Source organism: Micromonospora sp. BRA006-A (assembly GCF_033433935.1).
Classification (GTDB): Bacteria; Actinomycetota; Actinomycetes; order Mycobacteriales; family Micromonosporaceae; genus Micromonospora; species Micromonospora aurantiaca.
Map to the genome: position 1 here is coordinate 3801648 of NZ_JANCLW010000001.1, position 22676 is coordinate 3824323.

At 74.1% G+C, this 22676-nt stretch carries 24 protein-coding genes and 1 pseudogene; 4 read left to right on the top strand and 21 right to left on the bottom strand.

Translation table 11 applies throughout. The annotated features are described in order from the left end of the window. Positions 1–3: 3 nt before the first annotated feature. The 13 genes from NMK34_RS17305 to NMK34_RS17365 all read right to left on the bottom strand — a co-directional run bounded on the left by NMK34_RS17305 (position 4) and on the right by NMK34_RS17365 (position 12459). Positions 4–969, bottom strand: coding sequence for an alpha-ketoacid dehydrogenase subunit beta (locus NMK34_RS17305; RefSeq protein ID WP_318334285.1), 966 nt, complete (start codon positions 967–969; stop codon positions 4–6). Beyond that, the gene (locus NMK34_RS17310; protein ID WP_318334286.1) at positions 970–1941 is read right to left on the bottom strand and encodes a thiamine pyrophosphate-dependent dehydrogenase E1 component subunit alpha; all 972 of its coding nucleotides are present in this window, start codon (positions 1939–1941) and stop codon (positions 970–972) included. It abuts the gene before it with no gap. Next, on the bottom strand, positions 1938–2735 hold the full coding sequence (locus tag NMK34_RS17315) for a DUF3050 domain-containing protein (RefSeq protein ID WP_318334287.1): 798 nt from the start codon (positions 2733–2735) through the stop codon (positions 1938–1940). Before NMK34_RS17315 ends, NMK34_RS17310 begins: the two co-directional genes overlap by 4 nt. A 2-nt stretch (positions 2736–2737) precedes the next feature. After that, complete coding sequence (locus NMK34_RS17320) at positions 2738–3661, bottom strand: phytanoyl-CoA dioxygenase family protein (protein WP_318336366.1); 924 nt, start codon at positions 3659–3661, stop codon at positions 2738–2740. 53 nt (positions 3662–3714) lie between these two features. Next, positions 3715–4815: a 4-hydroxyphenylpyruvate dioxygenase gene (gene hppD / locus NMK34_RS17325; protein ID WP_318334288.1), complete on the bottom strand. Its 1101-nt coding sequence runs from the start codon at positions 4813–4815 to the stop codon at positions 3715–3717. A 60-nt stretch (positions 4816–4875) separates the two neighbouring features. Beyond that, complete coding sequence (locus NMK34_RS17330; RefSeq protein ID WP_318334289.1) at positions 4876–6138, bottom strand: beta-ketoacyl-[acyl-carrier-protein] synthase family protein; 1263 nt, start codon at positions 6136–6138, stop codon at positions 4876–4878. Beyond that, positions 6135–7754 carry a class I adenylate-forming enzyme family protein gene (locus tag NMK34_RS17335; RefSeq protein ID WP_318334290.1) on the bottom strand — a complete coding sequence of 540 codons (1620 nt, stop codon included), beginning with the start codon at positions 7752–7754 and terminating at the stop codon, positions 6135–6137. Before NMK34_RS17335 ends, NMK34_RS17330 begins: the two co-directional genes overlap by 4 nt. Beyond that, entirely contained in the window at positions 7751–8251 is a 501-nt protein-coding gene (locus NMK34_RS17340; RefSeq protein WP_318334291.1) for a hypothetical protein, read from the bottom strand. The genes NMK34_RS17335 and NMK34_RS17340 overlap by 4 nt, the downstream gene beginning before the upstream one ends. A 119-nt stretch (positions 8252–8370) precedes the next feature. Further along, positions 8371–9501, bottom strand: coding sequence for a beta-ketoacyl-[acyl-carrier-protein] synthase family protein (locus tag NMK34_RS17345; protein WP_318334292.1), 1131 nt, complete (start codon positions 9499–9501; stop codon positions 8371–8373). After that, positions 9494–9739 carry an acyl carrier protein gene (locus NMK34_RS17350; RefSeq protein ID WP_318334293.1) on the bottom strand — a complete coding sequence of 82 codons (246 nt, stop codon included), beginning with the start codon at positions 9737–9739 and terminating at the stop codon, positions 9494–9496. The genes NMK34_RS17345 and NMK34_RS17350 overlap by 8 nt, the downstream gene beginning before the upstream one ends. Continuing rightward, positions 9739–10002: an acyl carrier protein gene (locus tag NMK34_RS17355; RefSeq protein WP_018784085.1), complete on the bottom strand. Its 264-nt coding sequence runs from the start codon at positions 10000–10002 to the stop codon at positions 9739–9741. Before NMK34_RS17355 ends, NMK34_RS17350 begins: the two co-directional genes overlap by 1 nt. Positions 10003–10182: 180 nt before the next feature. Further along, complete coding sequence (locus NMK34_RS17360; RefSeq protein WP_318334294.1) at positions 10183–11580, bottom strand: class I adenylate-forming enzyme family protein; 1398 nt, start codon at positions 11578–11580, stop codon at positions 10183–10185. Between the two features lie 219 nt (positions 11581–11799). Then, the gene (locus tag NMK34_RS17365; protein ID WP_318334295.1) at positions 11800–12459 is read right to left on the bottom strand and encodes a TetR/AcrR family transcriptional regulator; all 660 of its coding nucleotides are present in this window, start codon (positions 12457–12459) and stop codon (positions 11800–11802) included. 107 nt (positions 12460–12566) lie between these two features. Here NMK34_RS17365 and NMK34_RS17370 point away from each other — a divergent pair, with 107 nt between their 5' ends. The 4 genes from NMK34_RS17370 to NMK34_RS17385 all read left to right on the top strand — a co-directional run bounded on the left by NMK34_RS17370 (position 12567) and on the right by NMK34_RS17385 (position 14648). Further along, positions 12567–12695 (top strand): hypothetical protein, encoded by a 129-nt coding sequence (locus NMK34_RS17370; protein ID WP_318334296.1) that lies wholly within the window; start codon positions 12567–12569, stop codon positions 12693–12695. A 48-nt stretch (positions 12696–12743) separates the two neighbouring features. After that, complete coding sequence (locus NMK34_RS17375; RefSeq protein ID WP_318334297.1) at positions 12744–13694, top strand: RNA polymerase sigma factor RpoD/SigA; 951 nt, start codon at positions 12744–12746, stop codon at positions 13692–13694. A gap of 47 nt (positions 13695–13741) precedes the next feature. Next, positions 13742–14398: a CatB-related O-acetyltransferase gene (locus NMK34_RS17380; protein ID WP_318334298.1), complete on the top strand. Its 657-nt coding sequence runs from the start codon at positions 13742–13744 to the stop codon at positions 14396–14398. Between the two features lie 121 nt (positions 14399–14519). Continuing rightward, the gene (locus NMK34_RS17385) at positions 14520–14648 is read left to right on the top strand and encodes a hypothetical protein (protein WP_318334299.1); all 129 of its coding nucleotides are present in this window, start codon (positions 14520–14522) and stop codon (positions 14646–14648) included. 10 nt (positions 14649–14658) lie between these two features. Here the strand turns inward: NMK34_RS17385 and NMK34_RS17390 are convergent, their stop codons facing one another. From NMK34_RS17390 to NMK34_RS17425, 8 genes and pseudogenes are all read right to left on the bottom strand, one after another. Next, positions 14659–15906 carry a beta-ketoacyl synthase N-terminal-like domain-containing protein gene (locus NMK34_RS17390; protein WP_318334300.1) on the bottom strand — a complete coding sequence of 416 codons (1248 nt, stop codon included), beginning with the start codon at positions 15904–15906 and terminating at the stop codon, positions 14659–14661. Further along, complete coding sequence (locus NMK34_RS17395; protein WP_318334301.1) at positions 15903–17174, bottom strand: beta-ketoacyl-[acyl-carrier-protein] synthase family protein; 1272 nt, start codon at positions 17172–17174, stop codon at positions 15903–15905. The genes NMK34_RS17390 and NMK34_RS17395 overlap by 4 nt, the downstream gene beginning before the upstream one ends. Then, a complete protein-coding gene (locus tag NMK34_RS17400; protein WP_013286648.1) occupies positions 17171–17581 on the bottom strand; it encodes a cupin domain-containing protein in 411 nt (136 codons plus the stop codon). The genes NMK34_RS17395 and NMK34_RS17400 overlap by 4 nt, the downstream gene beginning before the upstream one ends. Continuing rightward, on the bottom strand, positions 17578–18285 hold the full coding sequence (locus NMK34_RS17405; protein ID WP_318334302.1) for an SRPBCC family protein: 708 nt from the start codon (positions 18283–18285) through the stop codon (positions 17578–17580). The genes NMK34_RS17400 and NMK34_RS17405 overlap by 4 nt, the downstream gene beginning before the upstream one ends. Then, complete coding sequence (locus NMK34_RS17410) at positions 18282–19799, bottom strand: acetyl-CoA carboxylase biotin carboxylase subunit (RefSeq protein ID WP_318334303.1); 1518 nt, start codon at positions 19797–19799, stop codon at positions 18282–18284. The genes NMK34_RS17405 and NMK34_RS17410 overlap by 4 nt, the downstream gene beginning before the upstream one ends. Next, positions 19799–20290: pseudogene (gene accB / locus NMK34_RS17415) on the bottom strand (acetyl-CoA carboxylase biotin carboxyl carrier protein); the annotation flags it as partial. The pseudogene accB and the gene NMK34_RS17410, both read right to left, overlap by 1 nt. Beyond that, complete coding sequence (locus NMK34_RS17420) at positions 20284–22005, bottom strand: acetyl-CoA carboxylase carboxyltransferase subunit alpha (protein WP_318334304.1); 1722 nt, start codon at positions 22003–22005, stop codon at positions 20284–20286. The pseudogene accB and the gene NMK34_RS17420, both read right to left, overlap by 7 nt. Beyond that, positions 22002–22355: a TcmI family type II polyketide cyclase gene (locus tag NMK34_RS17425; RefSeq protein ID WP_318334305.1), complete on the bottom strand. Its 354-nt coding sequence runs from the start codon at positions 22353–22355 to the stop codon at positions 22002–22004. The genes NMK34_RS17420 and NMK34_RS17425 overlap by 4 nt, the downstream gene beginning before the upstream one ends. Positions 22356–22676 lie beyond the last annotated feature (321 nt).

A 22676-nucleotide genomic window follows, 5' to 3' on the forward strand; every position in this document is an offset into this window, starting at 1 on the left:
CGTTCATCCGTCCTTGAGGGTCAGTTGGATGGCGGCGGTGAGCTGGTCGCGGCCGGGTTGCACGGCGCGGTCCAGGGCGGGCGCGAAGGGCAGCACCGCGCCGTCGGGGCGGGTCACGCGCCGAGGAGACGCGGCCAGCCGGACCCGCTCGACCACCGTGGCGATGATCTCCCCGGCGATGCCGCAGGAGCGGTTGCCGTCGTCGACGACGACGAGCCGCCCGGTGCGGCTCACCGACTCGACCAGCCCGTCCCAGTCGAACGGGTAGAGCGTGCGGGGGTCGAAGACCTCCACGGACGCCTGGCCGGCGAGTTCCTCGGCGACGGCGAGCGCGTCGTGCACCAGGTGCCCGACCGCCACCACCGTCACGTCGGCGCCGGGGCGGCGGACGACCCCCCGGCCCAGCGGCACCGGCGCCGGGTCGGTGACGTCGGCGCGCAGGTCCAGGGCGCCCGCCGGGGCGAAGACCACCACCGGGTCGTCGCAGCGGATCGCGGAGACCAGCAGCCCGTACGCGTCGGCCGGGGTGGCCGGTACGACTGTGGTCACGCCGACGTGGGCGAACAACGCGTACGGGTGGTCGGAGTGCTGCCCGGCCCAACCGGTGCGGGAGCCGGAGCCGGGCACCACGTAGGTGACCGGCACCGCGCACTGGCCGCCGGTCATCAGCGGGAACTTGTGCGCGTGGTTGACGATCTGCTCGAAGACCAGGAACAACAGCGACGGGATCTGGAACTCCACCACCGGGCGGGCCCCGGCCAGCGCCGCGCCGGTGGCGAAGCTGGTGAACGCCTGCTCGGACAGGGGCGTGTCGCGGACCCGTTCCGGGCCGAACTTCTTCAGCAGTCCGGTGGTGACGTTCGCGGCGGCCACCCGGATGTCCTCGCCGAGCACCACGACCGACTCGTCGCGGGCCATCTCGTCGGCGAGGGCCCGGGTGAGCGCCCTGCGGTAGGAGAGCCGGGGCATTCAGCCACCTCCGGTCCGGGCGGTGAGCCCGCTGGCGTACAGGTGGTCCAGGGCGGTCGCCGGATCGGGGTGCGGCCCGGCGAGCGCGAAGTCGACGGCGGCGTCCAGTTCGGCCTCGACGGCGGCGTCCACCTCGGCGCGTACCGCCGGGTCGAGTCGTGCTCCGGCGATGTCCACCGGATCGCGGGACCGTCCCTCGGCCACCTCCTCCGGCGGCCGGTAGTCGAGGCGTACCTGATGTTCGAAGGTGTGGTGGGCGTCGAAGCGGTAGGTGCGGGCCTCGACCAGCTCGGGGCCGCCGCCGGCGCGCATCCGCGCGACGGCGGCGGCGGTGACCTCGCGTACCGCCTCGGGGTCCTGCCCGTCGACGACGGCCGCCGGCATGCCGAAGGCGGCGGCACGCCCGGCGATGGTGCCGGCGACCGCGCCGTCGACCGGCATGGTGGTGGCGTAGCCGTTGTTCTCGCAGACGAACAGCACCGGTATCCGCCAGAGCGCGGCCAGGTTGAACGCCTCCAGGAGCATGCCCTCGTTCACCGCGCCGTCGCCGAAGAAGGTGGCGCCGACGATGCCGGCGCCGCGCCGCCGGCGTTCCCACACCGCTCCGGTGAGGATCGCGCCGGCGGCTCCGACGATGGCGTTGGCGCCGAGGACGCCGACGCCGAAGTCGGCGGCGTGCATCGACCCGCCCCGGCCCCGGTTGAGCCCGGTGACCCGGCCGCACAGTTCGGCCAGCATCCGGGCCGGGTCGGCGCCCTTCGCGAGCACGTGCCCGTGCCCGCGGTGGGTGCCGGTGACCAGGTCCTCGGCGCCCAGCGCCGCGCAGACACCGGCGGCGATCCCCTCCTGGCCGAGGTACGGGTGGATGCCGCCGACGATCTCCCCGGCGCGGACCAGCTCGATCGCGCGTTCCTCGAAGCGGCGGATCAGCCGGACCGTCCGGTAGAGCCGGAGCGGGTCGGAGCCGGTCACGCCGGACGGCCCTCCTTGACGGCGGCGAGGATGTTGTCCCAGAGCCGGGCGCGGGCGGCCAGCGCGGCGTTCACCGTGTCGGCGCACTCCTGCCACTTGGTGTCGTCGTCGCCGCACAGGTCGGCCAGCATCTGCATGGCCATCGGGGTGTGCTGCTCGCCGTCGACCTCGATGTGCCGCTCCAGGTAGTCGACAAACTTGTTCAGCCGGTTGCTGCGTTCGTTGACGGCGACGACCTGGGTGAACATCTCCGGGATGAGGTCCTCGCGGCCGAACGCGAAGGCCGCGGCCTGGCAGTGCACCGGGGTGGTCTCGATGATCCGCCAGGTGGTGCCGGCGAACGCCGCCGACGCCGCGGGGACGCCGGCGGCGCCGAGCGCCTCGGTGACCGGGGTGCCGTCGCGCAGCAGGTCGACCAGCTTGTTGACGGCTGTGGTGTCGGCGCCGGCCTCCGTCATGCCCTGCACGTACAGCTCGAAGTGGCTGATGTAGCCGTCGCCGAGTTCGTCGCTCTCCTCGACCATGACGATGTCGTTGATCAGGCGGCGGCTGCCGGTGGGGCCGGTCGGGATCCACGGCACCGTGACGCAGGTGAGCTGCCGCTGCAGCGACTTCAGCAGGGACATGAAGTCCCAGACGGCGAAGACGTGGTGCTCCATGAACGTGACGAGCGCGTCGTGGGTGTCGAGGTTGGCGTAGAGGGGGTGCTTGACCACCACGTCGCGGCGCTCGGTCACCGCCCGCTCCAGCCGCTCGATGCCCGGGTGCGTCTTACCCCAGTCGTACCGTGACATTGTCAGCCTCCCTGCTGGGCGCGGTCGCGCCAGATGACCGGGCAGTAATCGGGGTCCGCGTAGTCCGGCCGGCCCTCGTGGGTGCGGCGGACCAGCACGTCGTGGTTGTACGCGGCGAGCGTGCCGTCGGAGAGCGGATACTCCCGCCAGGCGTTGTCGCCGTCCTGCAGGTGCAGCGAGATGGCCCGGCGGGGCCGCCCGCTGACGTTCGCACCGCTGCCGTGGTAGGTGCGGCAGTGGTGGAAACTCATGTGTCCCTTGGGGATCACCATGGGGATCTTGCGGATCTGCGCGCCGTTGTACGCCGCGTTCTCGGCGAGCATCACCTCGAGCTGGTCGCGGTCCCGGTCGGCGAAGTGCCGGACCACCGTGTCGTCGGCGCCGATCTCCCGCCAGCGGTGGGAGCCGTCGACCATGGTGATGGTGCCCATCTCCTCGCCGCAGTCGTGGAACGGGATGAACGCGGTGAGCATGTTCTCCGACGACGAGGACGCCCAGTAGTGCTTGTCGAAGTGCCAGGGCACGATGTTCGACGGTTCACCGGCGATCGGCGGCTTCCAGATCAGCGTGGACTGGAAGATCCGGATCTCGGCGGCCCGGGCCAGCCGGGCGGCGACGGCACCGATCAGCGGCTTGCGCAGGATGCGGGCGATGCCGTCGTGCTCGTGGTGGACGTAGTCGTTGTGCCGCTGCACGTCACCCTTCGAGGGCTCCCAGTAGGCCAGCTTCGGCGGGCGTACCGGCAGGCGGCGGTCGCGGTCCCCGGCGTAGTAGCTGTCGGTGGCGGCGACGAGTTCGTCCACCTCGTCGTCGGTGAGCAGCTTCTTCGACAGGTACCAGCCGTGCTCGGCGTAGTGCCGGACGTCCTCGTCGGAGGGAAGCAGCGCCTCCTCCTCGGCGGTCAGCCCGGGATCGATGGTGGTCATGCCGTGCCGGCCGATCATGGCCTCACGGCCCTCGCTTCGCTCGGTGCGTTCACTCATGCCGTCACCCCTCCGGCTGCGACGCCGGGGGTCGCCCCCGCCGCGGCCAGCTCGCGTTCCTTCGCTTCGTAGAGCGCCTTGATGTTGCCGCTGCCGAAGGTCCGTGCTCCGCGCCGCTCGATGAGTTCGAGGAAGAGCGTGCGGCGCACGTGCATCGACTCGGTGAAGATCTGCAGCAACTGCCCGTCGTGGTCGGAGTCGACCAGGATGCTCAGCTCGCGCAGCCGGTCCACCGGCGCGTCCAGCCGGCCGACCCGCTGCTCCAGCCCGTCGTAGTAGGCGCCGGGCGTGCTGGCGAAGCGCACCCCGCGCCGGGCGAGCGCGCCGACGGCGGTGACGATGTCGTCGGTACGCAGACCCAGGTGCTGCACCCCGGCGCCGGCGTGCCAGCGCAGGAAGTCCTCGATCTGCCCCGGCCGGGCGCCGGTGTCCGGCTCCAGCAGCACGAACGTGACGGTCCCGGACGGGCTCTGCACCACCTTGGAGTTCATCGCCTGACCGGCGACCTCGATGTGCTCGGTGAAGATGTCGGCGAAGCCGAACACCTTCTCGTAGTGCGCGACGGTCTCGCCGAGCTGCCCCGGCGGCACGCAGATCGCCAGGTGGTCCACCTCGGCGAGCAGCGTGTCCGTGCCGTCCGGCGCGGGCACCGGCTCGATCGCGCCGGGCAGGAACACACCCGGGTCGCCGCGCCGCTCGACGAGGCGGTGCACCACGTCGCCGAAGCCGCCGACCTCGGCCACCACCACCTCGGCGTCCGCGCCGGTGAAGGTGCGCGGCGGGCTCAGCGCCGTCGCGCCCCGATCGACCAGTTCCGCGTACGCCCCGGCGGCGTCGTCCACGGCGAGCGCCACCACGGCGATGCCGTCGCCGTGCCGGTGCACGTACGTGGCCGCCGGATGCTCGGCGGACAGTCCGGTGGTCAGCAGCAGCCGGATGCCGGCCTGGGCCAGCAGCAGCGAGCGCTGCCCGTCCAGCCCGGTCTCCGGACCGCCCTGCCCGCACAGCCGGAAACCGACGGCGTTGTCGAAGTAGAAGGCCGCCTGCCGGGCGTCCCCCACGTACAGTTCGAGATGATCTATCCCGTTGATGGTCATGGGCTTCCCCTGTTCCCCCCGTGATCGCGACCCGGACGGACGCCCGGGACTGGAGTCCGGTCAGCCCGCGGCCGGGGTGGCGGCCCGGCGGGCCGGCCCGGAGAGCCGGCGCAGGAGCAGGCTGACGTTCTGGCCGCCGAACCCGAACGAGTTCGTCAGCGCGTGGCCGGCCCGGGTGGGCCGGGGCACGGCGCGGACGTGGTCCGCCTCGCACTCCGGGTCCGGGTCGTCCAGGTGGTAGGTGGGTGGCAGCAGCCCACTGTCGAGCGCCAGCGCGGTGGCGGCGGCCTCCAGCACCCCTGACGCGCCGAGCAGGTGCCCGGTGAGCGCCTTGGTGGAGCTGACCGGCACACCGCCGGTGCCGAACACCGCGGCCAGCGCGATCGTCTCGGCGACGTCACCGAGCTTGGTGCCGGTGCCGTGCGCGTTGACGTACCCGACGTCTGCGGGCTCGACCCCGCCTGCCGCCAGGGCCCGGCGCATGCACGCCGCCGCGCCGGCACCGTCCGGTCGAGGCGCGGTCGGGTGGTACGCGTCGGTGTTCGCCCCGAAACCGGCGACCTCGGCGTAGCCGCGCACGCCCCGGCCGTCGGCGTGGCCGGCGCGCTCCAGCACCAGCAGCGCCGCGCCCTCGGCCAGCACGAAACCGTTGCGCCGCTTGTCGAACGGGCGGCTCGCCTCGGTCGGTTCGTCCCAGCCCCGGGCCAGCGCCCGGGCGTTGCCGAACGTGTCGGCGAACGTGCCGAACAGCGGCGCCTCGCTCGCCCCGCACACCACCACGTCGGCCTCGCCCGCGCGGATGAGGCGTACCCCGTCGGCGACGGCCTGGGCACCCGAGGCACAGGCCGTGCCGACCGACGAGCTGTAGCCGCGGATGCCGTGCGCGATGGCGATCCGCGCCGAGGGCATGTTCGGCAGGATGCCGGTGAGCAGGTACGGGCTGACCGCCGCCCGGCCCCGGGCCGCCCGCGCCAGCACCTGGCCCTCCAGCGTGGACATGCCGCCCACACCGCCGACGATCACCGCGATCCGCTCCGGGTCGACGTCGCGCCCCACCTCGATGCCGGCGTCGGCGAGTGCCTCGGCGGCGGTGATCAGGGCGAGCAGCACCACCCGGTCGAGCACCTTCGTCTCCGGTCCGGAGGCGACGCTGCGCGGGTCGATGTCCGGCAGCACCCCGGCCACCTCCAGGCTGCCCGCCGCCGGGTGTCCCTCGGGCGGGCGGCGCAGCCCGGACCGGCCGGTGAGCAGGGCGTCGAACGTGTCCGCCACGCCACGCCCGGCCGGGGTGAACAGGCCCATGCCGGTGATGACGGCGGTCACGACGGCGCCTCGGTCAGGTAGCGCTCGCGCAGCGCCACCTTGCGGACCTTGCCGGTCACGGTGACCGGGATGTCGTCGGCGCGTACCGGGACGATCCGGCGCAGCGTGGCGGCCACGTCCGGGCCGAGCGCGGTGCGGATCCGCTCGGTGCGGTCCGCGTCCGGGTCGGCGCCGGCGGCCAGTTCCAGCAGCACGTCGGTGGTCACGGTGCCGTCGTCCGCCTTGACGATCACCACTGTGCAGTCGGTCACGTCGGGGCTGGCGGCGAGGATGCGTTCCTCGGACAGCGCGGTGAAGAACCGACTGCCGTCGCCGGCCTCGACCGAGTCGACAGCGCGGTCCAGGTGGTAGTAGCGGCCGTCGTCGTCGGCGTACACCAGGTCGCCGGTGAGGTACCAGCCGCGCAGCCGGAACCGGTACGTGGTGACCGAGTCGTTCCAGTAGCCGCGGAACAGCGACGGCGAGTCGATGCCGAGCCAGCCGACCTGCCCGGGCGGTAGCTCGTTGCCGTCGGCGTCGAGCACGGCGACCCCGGCGAACCGGTACGGGCGGCCCACGCAGCGGCCGTACCGGTCGGTGTCCGCGGTGTGGGTGATGTGGAACATCGAGTGGCCCATCTCGCTGGAGCCGAGCCCGTCGATGAACACCGACCCGGGTACCCGGGTCACCCCCTCCCGGGTCACCACGTCGCGGGAGCCGACAGCGACCAGGCGCCGTACGTGCGGCTCGTGCGAGCAGTCACCGGTGTTGAACCACAGCCGCACCGAGTCCAGGTCGTAGCCGGACAGGTCGAAGCGGGCCAGCTCGGCCCAGGTGACGGAGAAGCCGAACACGCCGTCCGGGCGCCAGCGCTGGATCGCGTCCAGCACCCGTTCGCCGCCCTGCTCGGAGAGCAGGAACATCTCCGCCCGGTTGCCGAGTGCCTGGTTGACCATGAGCACGGTGGCGGTGTGCGGGGCGGGCAGCGCGTTGAGGATGCGTGTGGTGCCCTGCGCCTGCGGCATGGACAGCAGGTGGCGGGTGGCGGCGAACAGGCTGGCGTGCGAGTGCAGAACCGCCTTCGGCACGCCTGTGGTGCCGGAGGTGTGGGTGATGACGATCGGGTCGTCCGGGTGGTGCCGGTAGTGCGCGGGCGCGGCGTCCGGGTCGCCGGTGCCGGCCTGCGCGGGTTCGCCGAGCATCGGCGCACCCAGGTCGTGCCCGGCCAGCGCCTCGGCGTGCGCGGCGTCGGCGAGCACCCCGGCGGCGCGCAGCCGGCGGATGTACTCGGCGGCGATCTCGGGGCGCAGCCTGCCGTTCATCAGCGCCGGGATGGCGCCGAGGCGGGTCAGCGCCAGGAACGACAGCACCATGTCGGCGGCCGTGCCGGCCCAGACCGCTACCGGGTCGCGCGGTTTCACCCCGCGTTCGTGCAGCCAGGCCGCCCGGGCGGCGACCATCCGGTCGAGCCGGCCCAGGGTCAGCGGGGTCTCGGCCGGGTGGCCGTCGATCTCGGTGTCGAACGTGAGCCCCGGCCCGTCCGGGTCGGCGCCGTGGGCCAGCACCCGGGCGAGCACGTTGCCCGCGCCCAGTTCCGCGTCGGCCGCGAGCGCGCCGCGCAGTCCCTTCGTCCTCATTGACGTGTTCCCTCCCCCAGCAGCACCGCGGTCGCCTCGCCCGGCGTACCGTCCGGTGCCAGTTCGATCAGGATCAGCAACGCCTGTGCGGCGTCGCCGTCGTACAGCAGCAGGTCCGCCTCGGCCTCCCCGTCGGCCCGCGGGTCGCCGGTCGGGCTCAGGCACACCACCGGCCCGTCCAGTCCCCAGCGCGCCGCGACGTGCCCGGCCACGCTGTTCGGCACCGACTGGAAGAAGAACAGCGGCCCGATCCGCCCGCCCGCGTCCACAGTGGCGCGGACGTGCGCCGCCCCGGCGGTGTCCCCACCGGCGCTGACCAGCACCACGGCCGTCCCGTTGCCCGGCGGCAGCGGCCCGTCGGGGTACCGCCGCGCGAGGCACCGCTCGGCGACCGCCACCACCAGCGGCGCGAACGGCGAGTGCACGAACCCCGCCACCCCGGCCGGCCCCGAACCCTCGTCGCCCGCCTCGGGCCACCGCGCCTCCGCGAGCACCACGACCCCGCCGTTGCGCGATCGTGCGGTTGGTGCCCCGGGCGGGGGCGTTGTGCCCGTTTCGCCGGGGCCGGAAGTGCAGGATCGCGGGAGGCCGGGGTGGGGGGTGGGCGCGGGGGCGGTCATGAGGTGCTCACCAGGAGAGCCGTGTCGGCGCCGCCGAAGGCGGCGTTGAGGGTCAGGGCGTGCGCGGTGCGCGCGGGGCGCGGGGCGTCGCGGATGACGTCCAGCGGGCACTGCGGGTCGGGGCCGAGCCAGCCGGCGGTGACCGGCAGCTTGCCGTGCCGCAGGGCCAGCACGGTGACCAGCAGTTCCAGCAGCCCGGACGCCTCCAGCGCGTGCCCGTGCACCGACTTCGTGGAGCTGACCGGCAGCCGCCCGGCGTCCTCGCCGAACACCCGGGTCAGCGCCGCCGCCTCGGAGGCGTCGCTGAACGGGGTGCCGGTGGCGTTGGCGTTGACGTAGCCGATCGCGTCCGGTGGCAGCCCGCCGCGGCGCAGCGCCGCCTCGACCGCCCGGGCCAGCCCGAGCCCGTCCGGGTGCGGCTGGCACGGGTGGTACGCGTCCCCCGCCCGGCCCCACCCGGCCACGACCGCCAGCGTCTCGGCGCCCCGCCGGGCGGCCGCGCCCGCCGACTCCAGCACCACGGCGGCCACCCCGTCGCCCAGCAGCAGGCCCTTGCGGCCGGCGCTGAACGGGCGTACCGCGCCGTCGGCGGCGAGCGCCCGGCCGGCGTCGAACAACGCGTACTGGTCCGGTTCGACCAGGTATCCGGCCGCGACCACGACCCGCTCCAGGTCACCCCGGCGGATCAGCGCCGCCGCGTCGGCGACCGCGCTGCTCGCCGACACGCAGGCGGTGGTGTAGATCCGGGTCCGCCCGCCCAGGCCGCACCGCGCGGCCAGGTGACCGGCCAGCGCCGGCACCGTCGGCTCCTCCCACCCCTGCGGTACGGGCAGCGAGTACGGCCCGCCGTGGGTGGCCAGGAACAGCGCCGACTCCGCCCGCCCGGCCCGGTCCAGCCCGGCGGCCCGGGCGGCCGTGTCGATCGCGTCGGCCAGCTCGCCGGCGAGCGTGCCGACGTCCGGCACTGTGGCCGCCACCGTCACCCGGCGGCCGGAGGTGTCGAAACGGCGCACCGGCGCGAACGCCGGGGTGCCGCTGAGCACCCCGGCCAGCAGCGCGTCCGCGCCCCTGCCGAGGGCGCTGAGCGCGTACGTGCCGGTGATCCGTACGGTCTCCCGCTCAGCCATCTGCGGGAGCGGTCAGAGAGCCACGGAACACCGCGAGCGCGTCGTCGACGGTGCGGATGCCGGCGAGATCGTCGTCGCTCAGGTCCAGCCGGCGCTCGTAGCGCTGCTCGACCATGTGCACGAGCCAGGCCAGCTCCATCGAGCCGAGCCGGTCCGGCACCTGGTCGGCGGGTTTGGCGGTCAGTTCGGCGAGCATGCTCACCAGGTCAGCTCGCCCCAGGTCGGGCTGACCGGACATCAGGACTTGTCGCTGTTCGCGGCCACCCGGTCGGCGACCATCGTGGTGAACTCGCCGACCGTCATCAGCGCCAGCTTCTCCGACTCGTCGTCGGCGAACTTGAGGCCGTAGCGGTCCTCGACGCGGACCGCCAGGTCGGCCAGGGCCAGCGACTCCAGGTCGACGCCGGAGGGGCCGAGCGTGGTGTCGTCGTCGAGCTCCTCCACGTCGTAGTTCATGTCGGCGAGCTGTTCGACGACGAAGGTGCGGACCTCGTCTCGCATGGGTTCAGACCTCTTCTCCGTGTACCGGCTGACGGTGCCCGGTCGGGACACCGTGTGCGTGGGAACCGGCGGGGTCGGGCGCGCGGGTGGCGCGTCGCCCGGCCGGTCCGGGGCGGGGATCGGGGTGTACGGGACGCCCGGCGGGCGTCCGGTGGGTGCGCGGCTCGTACAGCGGGCCGGTCACGACGCCGCGTCCCGCAGCGCCGGCACGGACCGGACCAGCTTCCCGGTGGTGGTGCGGGGCATCTGGTCGAGCAGCCGCAGGGTGCGGGGCCGCTTGAAGCCGGCCAGCCGCTCGGCGATCAGCTTGTCCAGCGTGTCCTCGGTCAGCGAACCGTCGGTCTGGACGTACGCGGTGATGCCGTCGTCCCAGACCACGACCGCGGCGACGACGCCGGGCAGCCCGGCCACAGTGGCCTCCACCTCGGTCAGGTCGACCTTCAGGCCGCCCACCGACACCTGCGAGTCCAGCCGGCCCTTGATGGTGACCAGACCGGTGTCCGGGTCGACCACGCCGGCGTCGCGGGTGTGCAGCCAGCCGTCGGCCCACCGGGTCGGGTCGGCCAGTCCGACGTACGGGTTGTCCGGGCAGCTCACCCACAGCTCGCCGTCGCGCTCCCGCACCTCGATGCCGGGGGCGGGCGCGATGGCGGGGCGGTGCCGCCCGTACAGGTCGGTGCCGATGACGCCGACCTCGGTCATCCCGTACATGTTGCCCAGCGGCACGCCGTAGCGGTCGGTGAACGCGTTCGCCACGGCGGCGGACACCAGCTCACCGCCGGTGGTCATGCGCTTGAGCTGCGGCAGCGGCCCGGCGGGCGTGGTGGAGGCGAGCAGGCCGATGTGGAACGGGACGCCGAGCACCGTGGCCGGGGTGTCCTGGGCGGCGACGGCGGCGAGGATCGCGTCGCCGCTGAGCCGTTCCGGCGGGCACAGCTCGACGCCGGCGTGCAGCCCGTAGAGCAGGCCGCCGACCAGGCCGAGCACGTGCACCATGCTGGGCAGCAGGATGATCCGCTCGCCGGGCAGCGCGACGCCGTCGATGCGGGTGTAGCGGTGCACCTCGGCGACCAGGCCGGCGGCGGTGCGGCCGATGACCTTGGACGGCCCGGTGGAGCCGGAGCTGAGCTGGATCACCGCGTGCGGGCTGCCCGCCGGGCGGTCGGAGTACGCGGTGACCCCCGCTGTGACGTCGACGAAGATCCGCAGCGCGCCGCCGCCGGAGCGGACCGGTGCGACCACCACCTGCGGGCTCAGCCGGCGCAGCGCCTGGTCGACCTCGTGGTCGGTGAGCCGGTGGTCGAGCAGCACCGCCTGGGCGCCGGTACGCCAGGTGGCGAGCAGGTGCGCCACGTACGCCAGCGAGGGCGGCAGGCGCAGCGCGGCGGCGCCTCCGGCGCGCAGCCCGGCCCCGGCGAGCCGGTCCTGCGCCTCGCCGACGAGCCGGCGCAGCGTGCCCTTGTCCACCGGTTCGGGCAGGCGCAGGCAGACGTCGGTGTCGCGGCCGGTGAACAGGATGTCGTCCACCCAGTCCACCGTCGTCGAGGCAGGATCTTCCGCCACGGGATGTGCAGTCACGACCAGCCACCGTTCCACTGAGGAACTGGGCGGATCCGCCCAGCGGGTACGTCGTTCGGGGTATGGCGGAACCCTACGACGACCCTCTTCTGCATCGCCAGATGCAAATGGCTAGATCCAAAACAGCGGCTGGGTGGATTGCTCAGGCTCGATCGGACAGGCAGGATCGGGCCACGCCGGCAAGGTAGTCCGCCGGCCGCCGGATGCTGCCCTCCAGCCTCACCCCGGTACCCGCCCACCCGCCGGGCGGACGGCGTAGTCCGCGAGCGCGGGCGCGAGGGCGTCGAAGGCGACGTGCGCGTAGCCGGTGACGGCACGCGCGATGTCGTCGTCACCCTGCCCGGCGATGGTGCGGCGCATGGTCTCCTCGAACAGCAGCCGGTGGACGCCGGCCAGCTGCGCGGCGGCGACCCGGGGCAGGACGTCGCCCTCCGGGCTCCCGGTCTCCTCGGCCAGGGCGGCGGCCAGGGCCTTCTCCCGGTCGTCGTGGAACTCGCGGAGGCGGGCCACCAGCGCCGGGCTGGCGGCGATCATCCGGGCGAACGTAGGACCGGAGAACCCGATGACCGGGTCGTGCGCGGCCACCGCAGCGAGGTAGGCGCGGCGCAGCGCCGCCAGCGCCGACTCGCCGGGCTCGCGCTCCCGGACGACGGTGGCCAACTGCCGCACGAACTCGTCGTGCATGTCCAGCGCCAGATCCTCCTTCCGAGGGAAGTAGTTGGTGACGGTCATCTTGGACACCTGCGCGGCGGCGGCCACCTCGGCGATCGTCACGTTGTCGAAGCCGCGCTCGAGGAACAGGCGGGTGGCCTGGCTCGAGATGTTCTCCCTGGTCTGGCGCTTCTTCAAGGCCCTGAGGCCGGTGCTCTGCGCGGTCATGCATCCACCATACCTGGTACCGACCGAGAATTATCCTTGACATATTCTTAGGTCGGTTCTAATTTTATGTCGTGCCGGCGAGACGCCGACACGGAAGGGAGCCTGACATGCCCGCCCACACCCGCGACATCGCCGCCGGCACGCCCCGCCGCCCGCACCTCGCTCCGGCGCGCCGGCCGCACGTCCCCGTGGTCGCCCCCCGGCGTCAGCCCCGCCGGATCCCCGGCCGCCGCTGACCCGCCACCCGTCCCGAGCCCCGCACCGTCCCGGAAGGAGCACGTTTCTTGCTCACCACCACCCACCCCGCAGCCACCGGCCTCACCACGGACGCGGTGGCCGACTACCTCCGGACGGTCGGACGCACGCCGCTGCTCACGGCCGAGCAGGAGACGTGCCTCGGCGCCCGCGTCGAGGCCGGCGGCCTGGCGCAGCGGCGCTTGGACGACGACGGCGGCGACCGGGTCGGCGCGGCCGAGCGGGACCGGCTGCGGCGGCTCGTCGCCGACGGGCGGCGCGCCCGGCACCACATGATCGAAGCCAACCTGCGGCTGGTCGTCTCAGTCGCGAAACGGTACGCGCTCGCCGGCCGGCTGCCACTGCTCGACCTGATCCAGGAGGGCACCATCGGCCTGATGAGGGCGGTCGAGAAGTTCGACCACCGGCGTGGACTGAAGTTCTCGACGTACGCGACCTGGTGGATCAAGCAGGCGATCGGCCGGGCCCTCACCGACCAGAGCCGCACGATCCGCCTGCCGGCGCACCTGGTCGAGGTGCTCAACCGGGTGAACCGGACCCGCCGCACGCTGGCGGGCGAACTCGACCGGGAGCCGACGCCCGCCGAGGTCGCCGCCCGGCTCGAGGTGCCCGTCGAAAAGGTGGAACTGCTGCTGCGGCACGACCGCGAGTCGGTCTCCCTGCACACGCCGGTCGCCGGGGCTGCCGGCACGACCGAGCTGGGCGACCTCGTCCCCGACGAGGCGCCCGACCCGGCCGGCGTCGTGGTGTCGTCCTGGCGGCGCCGCTACCTGGACGAGGTGCTCGGCACCCTGTCGGAGCGCGAGGCGGCCGTCATCTGCCAGCGGTACGGCCTCGACGACGACCGGCCGAGCACGCTCGACGAGATCGGCACGAGGATCGGGCTGACCCGGGAGCGGGTCCGCCAGATCGAGAGCCAGGCGCTGCGGAAGCTGCGCCACCCCACCCGCGCCCGGGTCCTGGCCGACCTGCACGCCTGAGCCAGCGCCAGAACCGCACACCGACCGTCCCACCAGGAGGCCGACCGATGACACCCGACCCCCGCACCGTCCACCCGCTGCCCGCCTTCGACCGCGTGGTGTTCCTCAAGCCACTGGTGACGTCACCGAAGATCGTCGTGGGTGACTACACCTACTACGACGATCCTGACGACGCGACCGGCTTCGAGCACCGCAACGTCCTGTACGCCTACGGACCGGAACGGCTGGTCATCGGGAAGTACTGCGCGATCGCCTCCGGCACCCGGTTCCTGATGGCCGGGGCGGCCCATCCCAGCATGGGCGTGTCCACGTACCCGTTCACCATGTTCGGCGGCGAGTGGGCCGAACGGACCCTCGACATCGTCACCGCCATGCCGAGCCGCGGCGACACCGTCGTCGGGAACGACGTCTGGTTCGGCTTCGGATCCGTGGTCATGGCGGGCGTGCGGATCGGCGACGGCGCCGTCATCGCAACCGGCGCGGTGGTCACCGCCGACGTGCCGCCCTACACGATCGTCGGCGGCAATCCCGCCCGGCCGATCCGGCAACGCTTCGACGACGCCGACATCGTGCGGCTCCGCCGCGCCGCCTGGTGGGACTGGCCCATCGACCTCGTCACCGCGCACGCCCGCACGATCATGGCCGGCACGCCCGCCGAGATTGCCCGGATCGCCGCCGAGCACGGCGTGGAACAGCCCGGGTGAGACCGCCGGGCGACGACGCGCACCCTCGGACGGCCGGGCCGCAGGGAACGATTCGCCGGCGCCGGCACCGGACACAGAGATGCCAGCGGACACCGGTCCGCCCCGAACGAGCGGAGGCGTCATGCGCTGGCTCTACCTGGTCCTGCTCCTCGTGCTGATCCTGGTCCTCGTCGGGTTGCGGGTGTGGCTCCCCCGGCGCGCCCTCCGGGCCGGCCGCTCCCTCCGGCAGCGCGTCGACCGACGCGACTGACCGGGCTTCGTCAGCCCTCCCCGGCCGGCGGGGGTGCGGCGCCGCGCAGCACCAGCGCGCTGTTGAACCCGTCGAAGCCGCGCGCGCCGACCAGCGCGATGCGGCTGCGCGGCGGGCGGGGCTGCCGCAGGAACGTCAGCTCGCAGCCGGGCGCCGGCTCGTCCGGGCCGGCGGAGGCGGGCAGCATCCCGCGGCGGAACGCCAGCAGCGCGGTTGCCGCGTCCAGCGCGGACCCGCCCTGGTGCGCCCGGCCGGTCAGCGGCTTCTGCGTGGTCACCGGCGGGGTCCGGTCGCCGAACACGGCACGCAGCGCCGCCGCCTCGGCCCGGTCGTACGCGGGCACGCCGAGCGCGTCCGGCCAGATCACGTCCACGTCGTGCGGGCGTACCCCGGCGCGCTCCAGCGCCAGCCGCAGCGCCCGGGCGTAGTGGGCCGGGTCGGGGCCGGTGGCCGGGTCGGTGGGCGCGGCGTCGTGGGTGGCGGCCCAGCCGGTGACCTCCCCGTAGACGCGGGCGCCCCGGGCCAGCGCGTGGCCGAGTTCCTCCACCACGAAGACCGCACCGCCCTCGGCCGGCACGTACCCGGAGGCCGCGACGTCGAACGGCCGGTACGCCCGCTCCGGGTCGGACACGTCGCTGAGCAGGCCGGAGCGGAGCTGGCAGGCCAGCGCGTACGGGCTCAGCGGGCACTCGGTCGCCCCGGCGATCACCACGGGGGTGCCCCGGCGGATGGTGCGCACCGCGTGTGCCAGGCTGTCCAGCCCGCCGGCCGACTCGGACACGGTCACCCCGGACGGCCCCTTGAACTGGTGGCGGATCGACAGCTGCCCGACGCTCGCGGCGTAGAACCAGGCGATCGACTGGTACGCCCCGACGGTGCGGCTCGGCCCGCCCCAGAGCCGTTGCAGTTCCCGCTGCCCGAACAGGTTGCCGCCCGACGAGCTGGCGAGCGTGACCGCCCACTGGTACGGGTCGGGCGACACCTCGGGCAGCGCGGCGTCGGCGAGCGCCAGCTTGGTGGCGGCGAAGCCCAGGTGTGTCCACCTGTCGGTCTGCACCCGCTGCCGGGTGTCGCTGAACCCGGCCGGGTCGAAGCCGGCCACCTCCCCGGCGACCCGGGTCGGGTAGCGCTCCGGGTCGAACAGCGTGATCGGCCCGGTGCGCCGGGTGCCGGCGAGCACGGTGTTCCAGTGCGCCTCGGCGCCGACGCCGCTGGGCGCGACCACGCCGATGCCGGTCACCACGGCCCGCGCGGTCATGTCGGCACCGCCGCCAGCCGGCGGAACACCATCGCCGACTGGAAGCCGCCGAACCCGCTGCCCACCGACAACGCCACGTCCACCGGCACCTCCCGGGCCTCGTTCGGCACGTAGTCCAGATCGCACTCCGGGTCGCGGGTGGTCCAGTTCGCCGTGGGTGGCACCACGCCGTACTCGATGGCGAGCGCGCAGGCGGCCATCTCGATCGAGCCGATGGCGCCGAGCGAATGGCCGACCATCGACTTGATCGAGCTGATCGGCACCCGGTACGCCGTCTCCCCCAGCGCCCGCTTGAACGCCGCCGTCTCGTGCCTGTCGTTCTGCCGGGTGCCGGAGCCGTGCGCGCTGACGTACGACACGGCCGTCGGGGCGAGCCGGGCCTGCCGCAACGCGTCGCTGATCGCCACCGCCATCTCCGCGCCGTCGGGGCGCAGCCCGGTCATGTGGAAGCCGTTGCTGCGGCTGGCGTACCCGGCCACCTCGCAGTAGACGTGCGCGCCCCGGCGGCGGGCGTGCTCGGCCTCCTCCAGCACCAGCACCGCGGCGCCCTCGGCGAGGACGAACCCGTGCCGGTCGGCGTCGAACGGCCGCGAGGCGTGCTCCGGGTCGTCGTTGTCCGGGCTGGTCGCGCCGATCGCGTCGAACGAGGCGACGGTGACCGGGGAGATCGGCGAGTCGGCGGCGCCGGCCAGCACCACGTCGGCCTCGCCGTCGGCGACGAGCTGGTGGGCGTACCCGATGGCGTCGATGCCGGAGGTGCAGCCGGTGGAGATCACCTGCGCCGGGCCGTGCAGGCCGTGCCGGCAGGCCACGTCGGCGGCCAGGCTGCTGGGCACCAGCGCCTGGTAGAGGTACGGCCCGCCGAGTGCGTGGTCGACCAGCCAGTGCCGGCCGGAGTCGCTGACCCGCACGTACTCCTGCTCCAGCGCCATGGTCCCGCCGACGGCGGTGCCGAGCACCACCCCGGCGCGTTCCCGCTGCGCGTCGGTGAGGGTGAGGCCGCTGTCCGCGAGCGCCTCGGCGGAGCAGGCGAGCGCGAACTGCACGTACCTGTCGGCGCGCTGCCGTTCGGCGAGCGTGATCCCGGCGGCGTCCGGGTCGAAGTCGCACTCGGCGGCGATCTGCGACCGGAACGGCGACGGGTCGAAGAAGCTGATCCGCCGCGTCGCGGTGCGCCCCTCGGTGATCATCTTCCAGAACCGGTCCCGGGTGGCGCCGCCGGGTGCGACGACGCCGATGCCGGTGACCACGGTACGGCGGCCGGTCACGACGGCTCCCGTGGCGGCGGTGCCGCGCTCTCGGTGTCGACGTGGCCGAGTTCCGGGCGCGGGGCGAGCGGTCCGAGGTGGAACACCACCTCGGCGGGCTCGTCGCCGGTGTTGCGCAGCCGGTGCCGCACGTCCTTCGGCACGTAGAGCGCCTCCCCGGCGGCCACCGGCACCGGCGTGTCGTCCAGGTCGACGGTGATCGCGCCGCGGGCGACGTAGAGGAACTCCTCGCTGTACGGGTGGTAGTGCTCGGCGATCCGCTCCCCCGGTGCGAGCGTGGCGACGCCCATGAATCCGGAGGTGCTGCCGACCGTCTTCGGGCCGAGCAGCACCCGCAGTTCCCCGCCGCGGCGGCGGTCGGCCGGTACGTCGTGGACGGAGACCCGGGCGGTGGTGGTGTCGGTCATCGCGTGCCTCCCGCGTGCGCCCGCTCGATCTTCTCCTTGATCACGGCGAGCTGGATCGCGCTGTTGGTGTTGATCCGGTCGGTCATGCCGGCGTTGTCGACCGGCGCGTCGGGCTTCATCGCGAAGTCCTGCGTCCAGGTCATCCGGGTGCCGCCGGGCGTCTCGTCGTAGCGCCAGTGGATGCGCATGTACTCGAACGGGCCGGTCTCGACGCGCCGGGCGTGCACCTCGCGGGTGGCCGGGTCGGCGGTGCGTTCGCTGACCCAGCTCCACGCCACGCCGTTCTCGTCCGGGTGCATGGTGAGCCGGAAGCGCACGGTGTCGCCGTCGCGGTGCAGGATCTCCGCGGTCGCGTACTCGGTGAACAGGTCCGGCCACCGGGCCACGTCGTTGGTGATCTCCCAGACCAGCGGCAGCGGCGCGGCGATCTCCACCGCGTTCTCGGTGTGCCCGGGCGGGTCCGCCTTGCGGGCCACCAGATCGGCGACGCCGGCGATACTGAGCTGCCCGGCCTGTTCGGGGATCTTCACCCGCCACCTGTCGGCCACCACCGCCGACAGTTCGAGCAGCGCCAGCGAATCCATGCCCAGTTCCTCCAGGCTCGCGGCGGGCGCGCCGGCGGCGGCGTCCGGGTCCAGGCCGCAGTGCGTGACCAGGATGTCGGTGATCTCGCGGGCGAGCGGGCGGTCGGGGGCGACGGTCATCGGTTCCTCCAGGTGGTCGGGCCGGCGGCGGGCACGGCGCTGACGGGGGTACGGCCGCCCGGCTCGGCTGCGCCGCGCGGGTCGGGCACGACTGCCCGCGCCGCCTCGGCCGGTGGGCCGTCCCCGGCGGGCAGGGCGTCGCCGGTCGGCGGGGTGTCGCCGGCCGGTGGGGCGAGCAGGCGTTCCACCAGGGCGGTGGTGTGCCGGGCGGCGCGGAAGGCGGGATCGCGCAGCACCCGCCGGGCGAACGGGATGGTGGTACGCACACCGGGACCGGCCACGTCGAACTCGGCCAGCGCCCGGTCGAGCCGGTCCAGCGCGGCGTCCCGGTCCGGTGCCCACACCGCCACCTTCGCCAGCAGCGAGTCGTAGTGCGGGCTGACCAGGTAGCCGACGTGCCCGTGGGTGTCGACCCGGGTGAACGGGCCCCCCGGCGGCCGGAACCGGTCCAGCCGGCCGGGTGCGGGCGCGAAGTCGCGGTCCGGGTCCTCCACGTTGACCCGGCACTCGATCGCCACGCCGTCCAGGCGTACGTCGGACTGGCGCAGCCGCAGCGGCGTGCCGTACGCCACGTGCAGCTGTTCCCGCACCAGGTCGATGCCGCTGACCATCTCGGTGACCGGGTGTTCCACCTGGATCCGGCAGTTGATCTCCAGGAAGTGGCAGCGTTCGGCCTCGTCGACCAGGAACTCCACGGTGCCGGCGCCGGTGAAGCCGACCGACAGCGCGCCGCGCAGCGCCACCTCGGCGACGGTGTCCAGGGTGGCCTGCCGCAGCGCGGGCGCGGGCGCCTCCTCGATCAGCTTCTGGTGGCGGCGCTGCACCGAGCAGTCGCGGGTGCCCAGGTGCACGCCGTTGCCGTGGCCGTCGCAGAGCACCTGCACCTCGACGTGGCGGGCGTCGGCGAGGTACCGCTCGACGTACACCCGGTCGTCGCCGAACGCGACCTGCGCGGCGGCGCGGGTGCGGGCGTACGCGCGGGGCAGCTCGGCCGCCGAGCGCACCACAGTCATGCCGCGCCCGCCCCCGCCCGCCGCGGCCTTCACGATCACCGGGTAGCCCACCTCGGCGGCCACCTCCTGCGCCTCGCCGACGGTGGGCAGCGTCCGGACGCTTCCCGGCGGCAACGGCAGCCCGGCGTTGCTCATCAGCGCGCGGGCCGTCGACTTGTCCGCGAGCGCGGCCATCACCTGCGGCGGCGGGCCGACGAAGACCAGGCCGTTCTCGGCGCAGATCTCGGCGAAGTCGGCGTCCTCGGACAGGAAGCCGTAGCCGGGGTGTACCGCCTGCGCGCCGGTCTGCCGGGCCGCCTCCACGATCGCGGCGGCGTTGAGGTAGCTGCGGCGGCTGGCCGCCGGGCCGATCCGTACCGCCTCGTCGGCGAGCCGCACCGGCAGCGAGTCGGCGTCGGCGCTGGAGTGCACCACCACCGTACGCACGCCGAGTTCCCGGCAGGCGCGCAGCACCCGCAGCGCGATCTCGCCCCGGTTGGCGATCAGCACCTTGTCGAACATCAGGAGTCCTGTCCGGTGACCGGTTCCAGGGCGATCAGCGGCTGGTCGTACTCGACGGGCTTGCCGTCGTCGACCAGCACCTCGACCACCCGTCCGGCCTGGCCGGCGGTCACCTCGTTCATCAGCTTCATGGCCTCGACGATGCCGACCACCTGGCCCGGGCGGACCATGTCGCCGACCGCGACGAACGGCATCGCGCCGGGTTCGGGGGCGCGGTAGAACGTGCCGACCACCGGTGAGCGCACGGCCGGCCGGTCGGTCGCCGGCGCCGCTCGCGCGGCGGGTTCGGCGGCCCGCGCCGGCAGCGCCTCGGCCGGGTCGGCGGTGCGCTGCGCCGGCGCCGCCGGGTCGTGCCACTCGACCTCCAGCACCGACTCGCCGCTGCGCAGCCGCACCCGGCGCACCGGCCCGGCCAGGTCCGCGACGAGCTTGCGGGCCTGCCGGCGCAGCCCGTCGAGCACCTGCTCGGACTCGGCGTCGGCCATCACGCCACCTCCGCCCGGTCACCCGGCGGCGAGGCCGGGGACGGGCCGGCGGCCGAGCGGGCCGCGCCGAAGCGGCGGAACCGCTGCCGGCGGCGGCGGACCAGCGTGGCCGGAGGGACGGTGAGCAGCGGCGCGAGGTTCGCCGCGACCGCCCGGCGCAGCAGCTCGGCCGCACCGCCCGGGTCGGCGTGCGCGGCCGGGCGCGGCTCCGGCACCAGCTCGTCGACCACGCCGAGGCGGCACAGGTCGGCGCCGGTGAGCCGCAGCGCGCGGGCCGCCTGCGGGGCGGCCGAGCTGTCCGGCCAGAGGATCGCCGCGCAGCCCTCCGGGCTGATCACCGAGTAGACGGCGTGTTCCAGCATGAGCACCCGGTCGGCGACCGCGAGCGCGAGCGCGCCGCCGCTGCCGCCCTCCCCGGTGACCACCGCCACCACCGGCGTGGGCAGCACGGTGAGCGCGAGGATGTTCTCCGCGATCGCCGCCGCCTGACCCTGCTGCTCGGCGCTCACCCCCGGGTCCGCGCCGGGCGTGTCCACGAGCGTCACCACCGGCAGCCGCAGCCGCGCCGCGAGACGCATCAGCCGCAGCGCCTTGCGGTGCCCGGCCGGGCTGGCCATGCCGAAGTTGCGGGTCACCAGTTCGGCGGTGGTGTGCCCCTTCTGGTGACCGATCACCATCACCGGGCGGCCGTCGAGGCGGGCGATGCCGCCGACGACAGCCGGGCAGTCCGCGCCGAGCCGGTCGCCGTGCAGCTCGACGAAGCCGTCGAACGCCGTCTCGAGGTAGTCCAGTGTGGTCGGGCGGCCCGGGTGCCGCGCCGTGCGTACCGTCTCCCAGGGGTCGCGGTCCGGCCGCGCGGGCGCGGTCGGCGCGGTGGCCGGCGGGCGCGGGGCGGGCGTGGTCTCCGGCGGGCGGCGGCCCGCCTCGGCGGCGGCGAGCAGCGCGGCGAGCCGGCCCCGCAAGGCGTGCCGGGGCACCACCATGTCCACCTGGCCGTGCCGCAGCAGGTACTCCGCGGTCTGGAAGCCCTCCGGCAGCTTCGCACCGGTGACCTGACGGATCACCCGGGGCCCGGCGAAGCCCAGCCGGGCGCCGCTCTCGGCCAGCACCAGGTCGGTGTTCGTGGCGAAGGAGGCGGCGACACCGCCGTACGTGGGATCGGTGACCACGCTCACCGTCAGCAGGCCCGCCTCCCGCATCCCCGCGAGCGCCTGGCTGACGGTGGCCATCTGCATCAGCGACAGCGCGCCCTCCTGCATCCGCGCCCCGCCGGACGCGGTCACCAGCACCAGCGGGATGCCGTCGGCGAGTGCCCGCTCGGCGGTCCGGGTGATCAGCTCACCGACCGCGCAGCCGAGGCTGCCGCCGAGGAAGCGGAAGTCCATCACCGCCAGCGCGACCGGGTGCCCGCCCAGCCGGGCGGTGCCGCACAGCACCGCCTCGTCCAGGCCGGTCGCCGCGCGGGCCGCGCCGAGCCGGTGCGGGTACGGCAGCTCGTCGACGAACTCGATCGGGTCGACGCGTACCGCCCGGTCCGGCAGCGGGACGAACGAGTCCGGGTCGGCCAGCTGCGCCACCCGGTCCGGCGCGTCCAGCCGTGCGTGTGAGCCGCACTCCGGGCAGACGTCCAGGTTGCGGCGCAGCCGCTTGCGGTAGAGCAGCGACGCGCATCCGTCGCACCTCGACCAGAGCTGCTCGTCGCGCGGGGCGGTCGTGGTCACTGTGGCCGCCCCGCGGTGTCGTACCGGTGGGCCGGCGCGTCGTAGCGGTAGAAGCAGTGTGCCATCGCGTCGCGCGGCGACCGCCAGGTCGGCAGGTACGGCGAGATGTACGGCCGCAGCCGCTCACTGATCCGGATGAACTCCGGATGCCCGCGGTTGTCCTCCACCGCGCCCTGCGCGGGCGTCTCCGTCTCGATCAGATGGACGTAGAGGTCGTGCAGCCGGTACAGCGAGCGGTGCCGGACCCCGACCAGGCCGGGCAGCTCGGTCGCGTCGGACTCGGCGAAGATCTCAGCCACCCGGTCCTCGGCCGTCGGCACCACCTTGGCGACGATGAGCGAACGGTCCATTCGCGCCTCCTGCACGTCCCGGTGCGCGGCGAACCGGTCGCGCCGCACGGATTGCCACACGGTCGCGCCGGCGGCGTCTACCGGGCGTCAACCGGGCCCCATCACGGCACAAACATGGTGACGCTGCGTTGACGCAAGCTGTGCACGAGCTATGGGAAGATCGCTTTCCGGTTTCCGGGTGACGACACTTCTTCGCAGATCACAGGCGTATTACCGAGCCCACTACGGACAGTCAGGTGACCGACCGGCCGTTGACTGAGAGTAACAGGCGTTGATATTCTTCGTCTCGGTCAGCCCGGCCACGGTGGAGCTTCCGGCCGT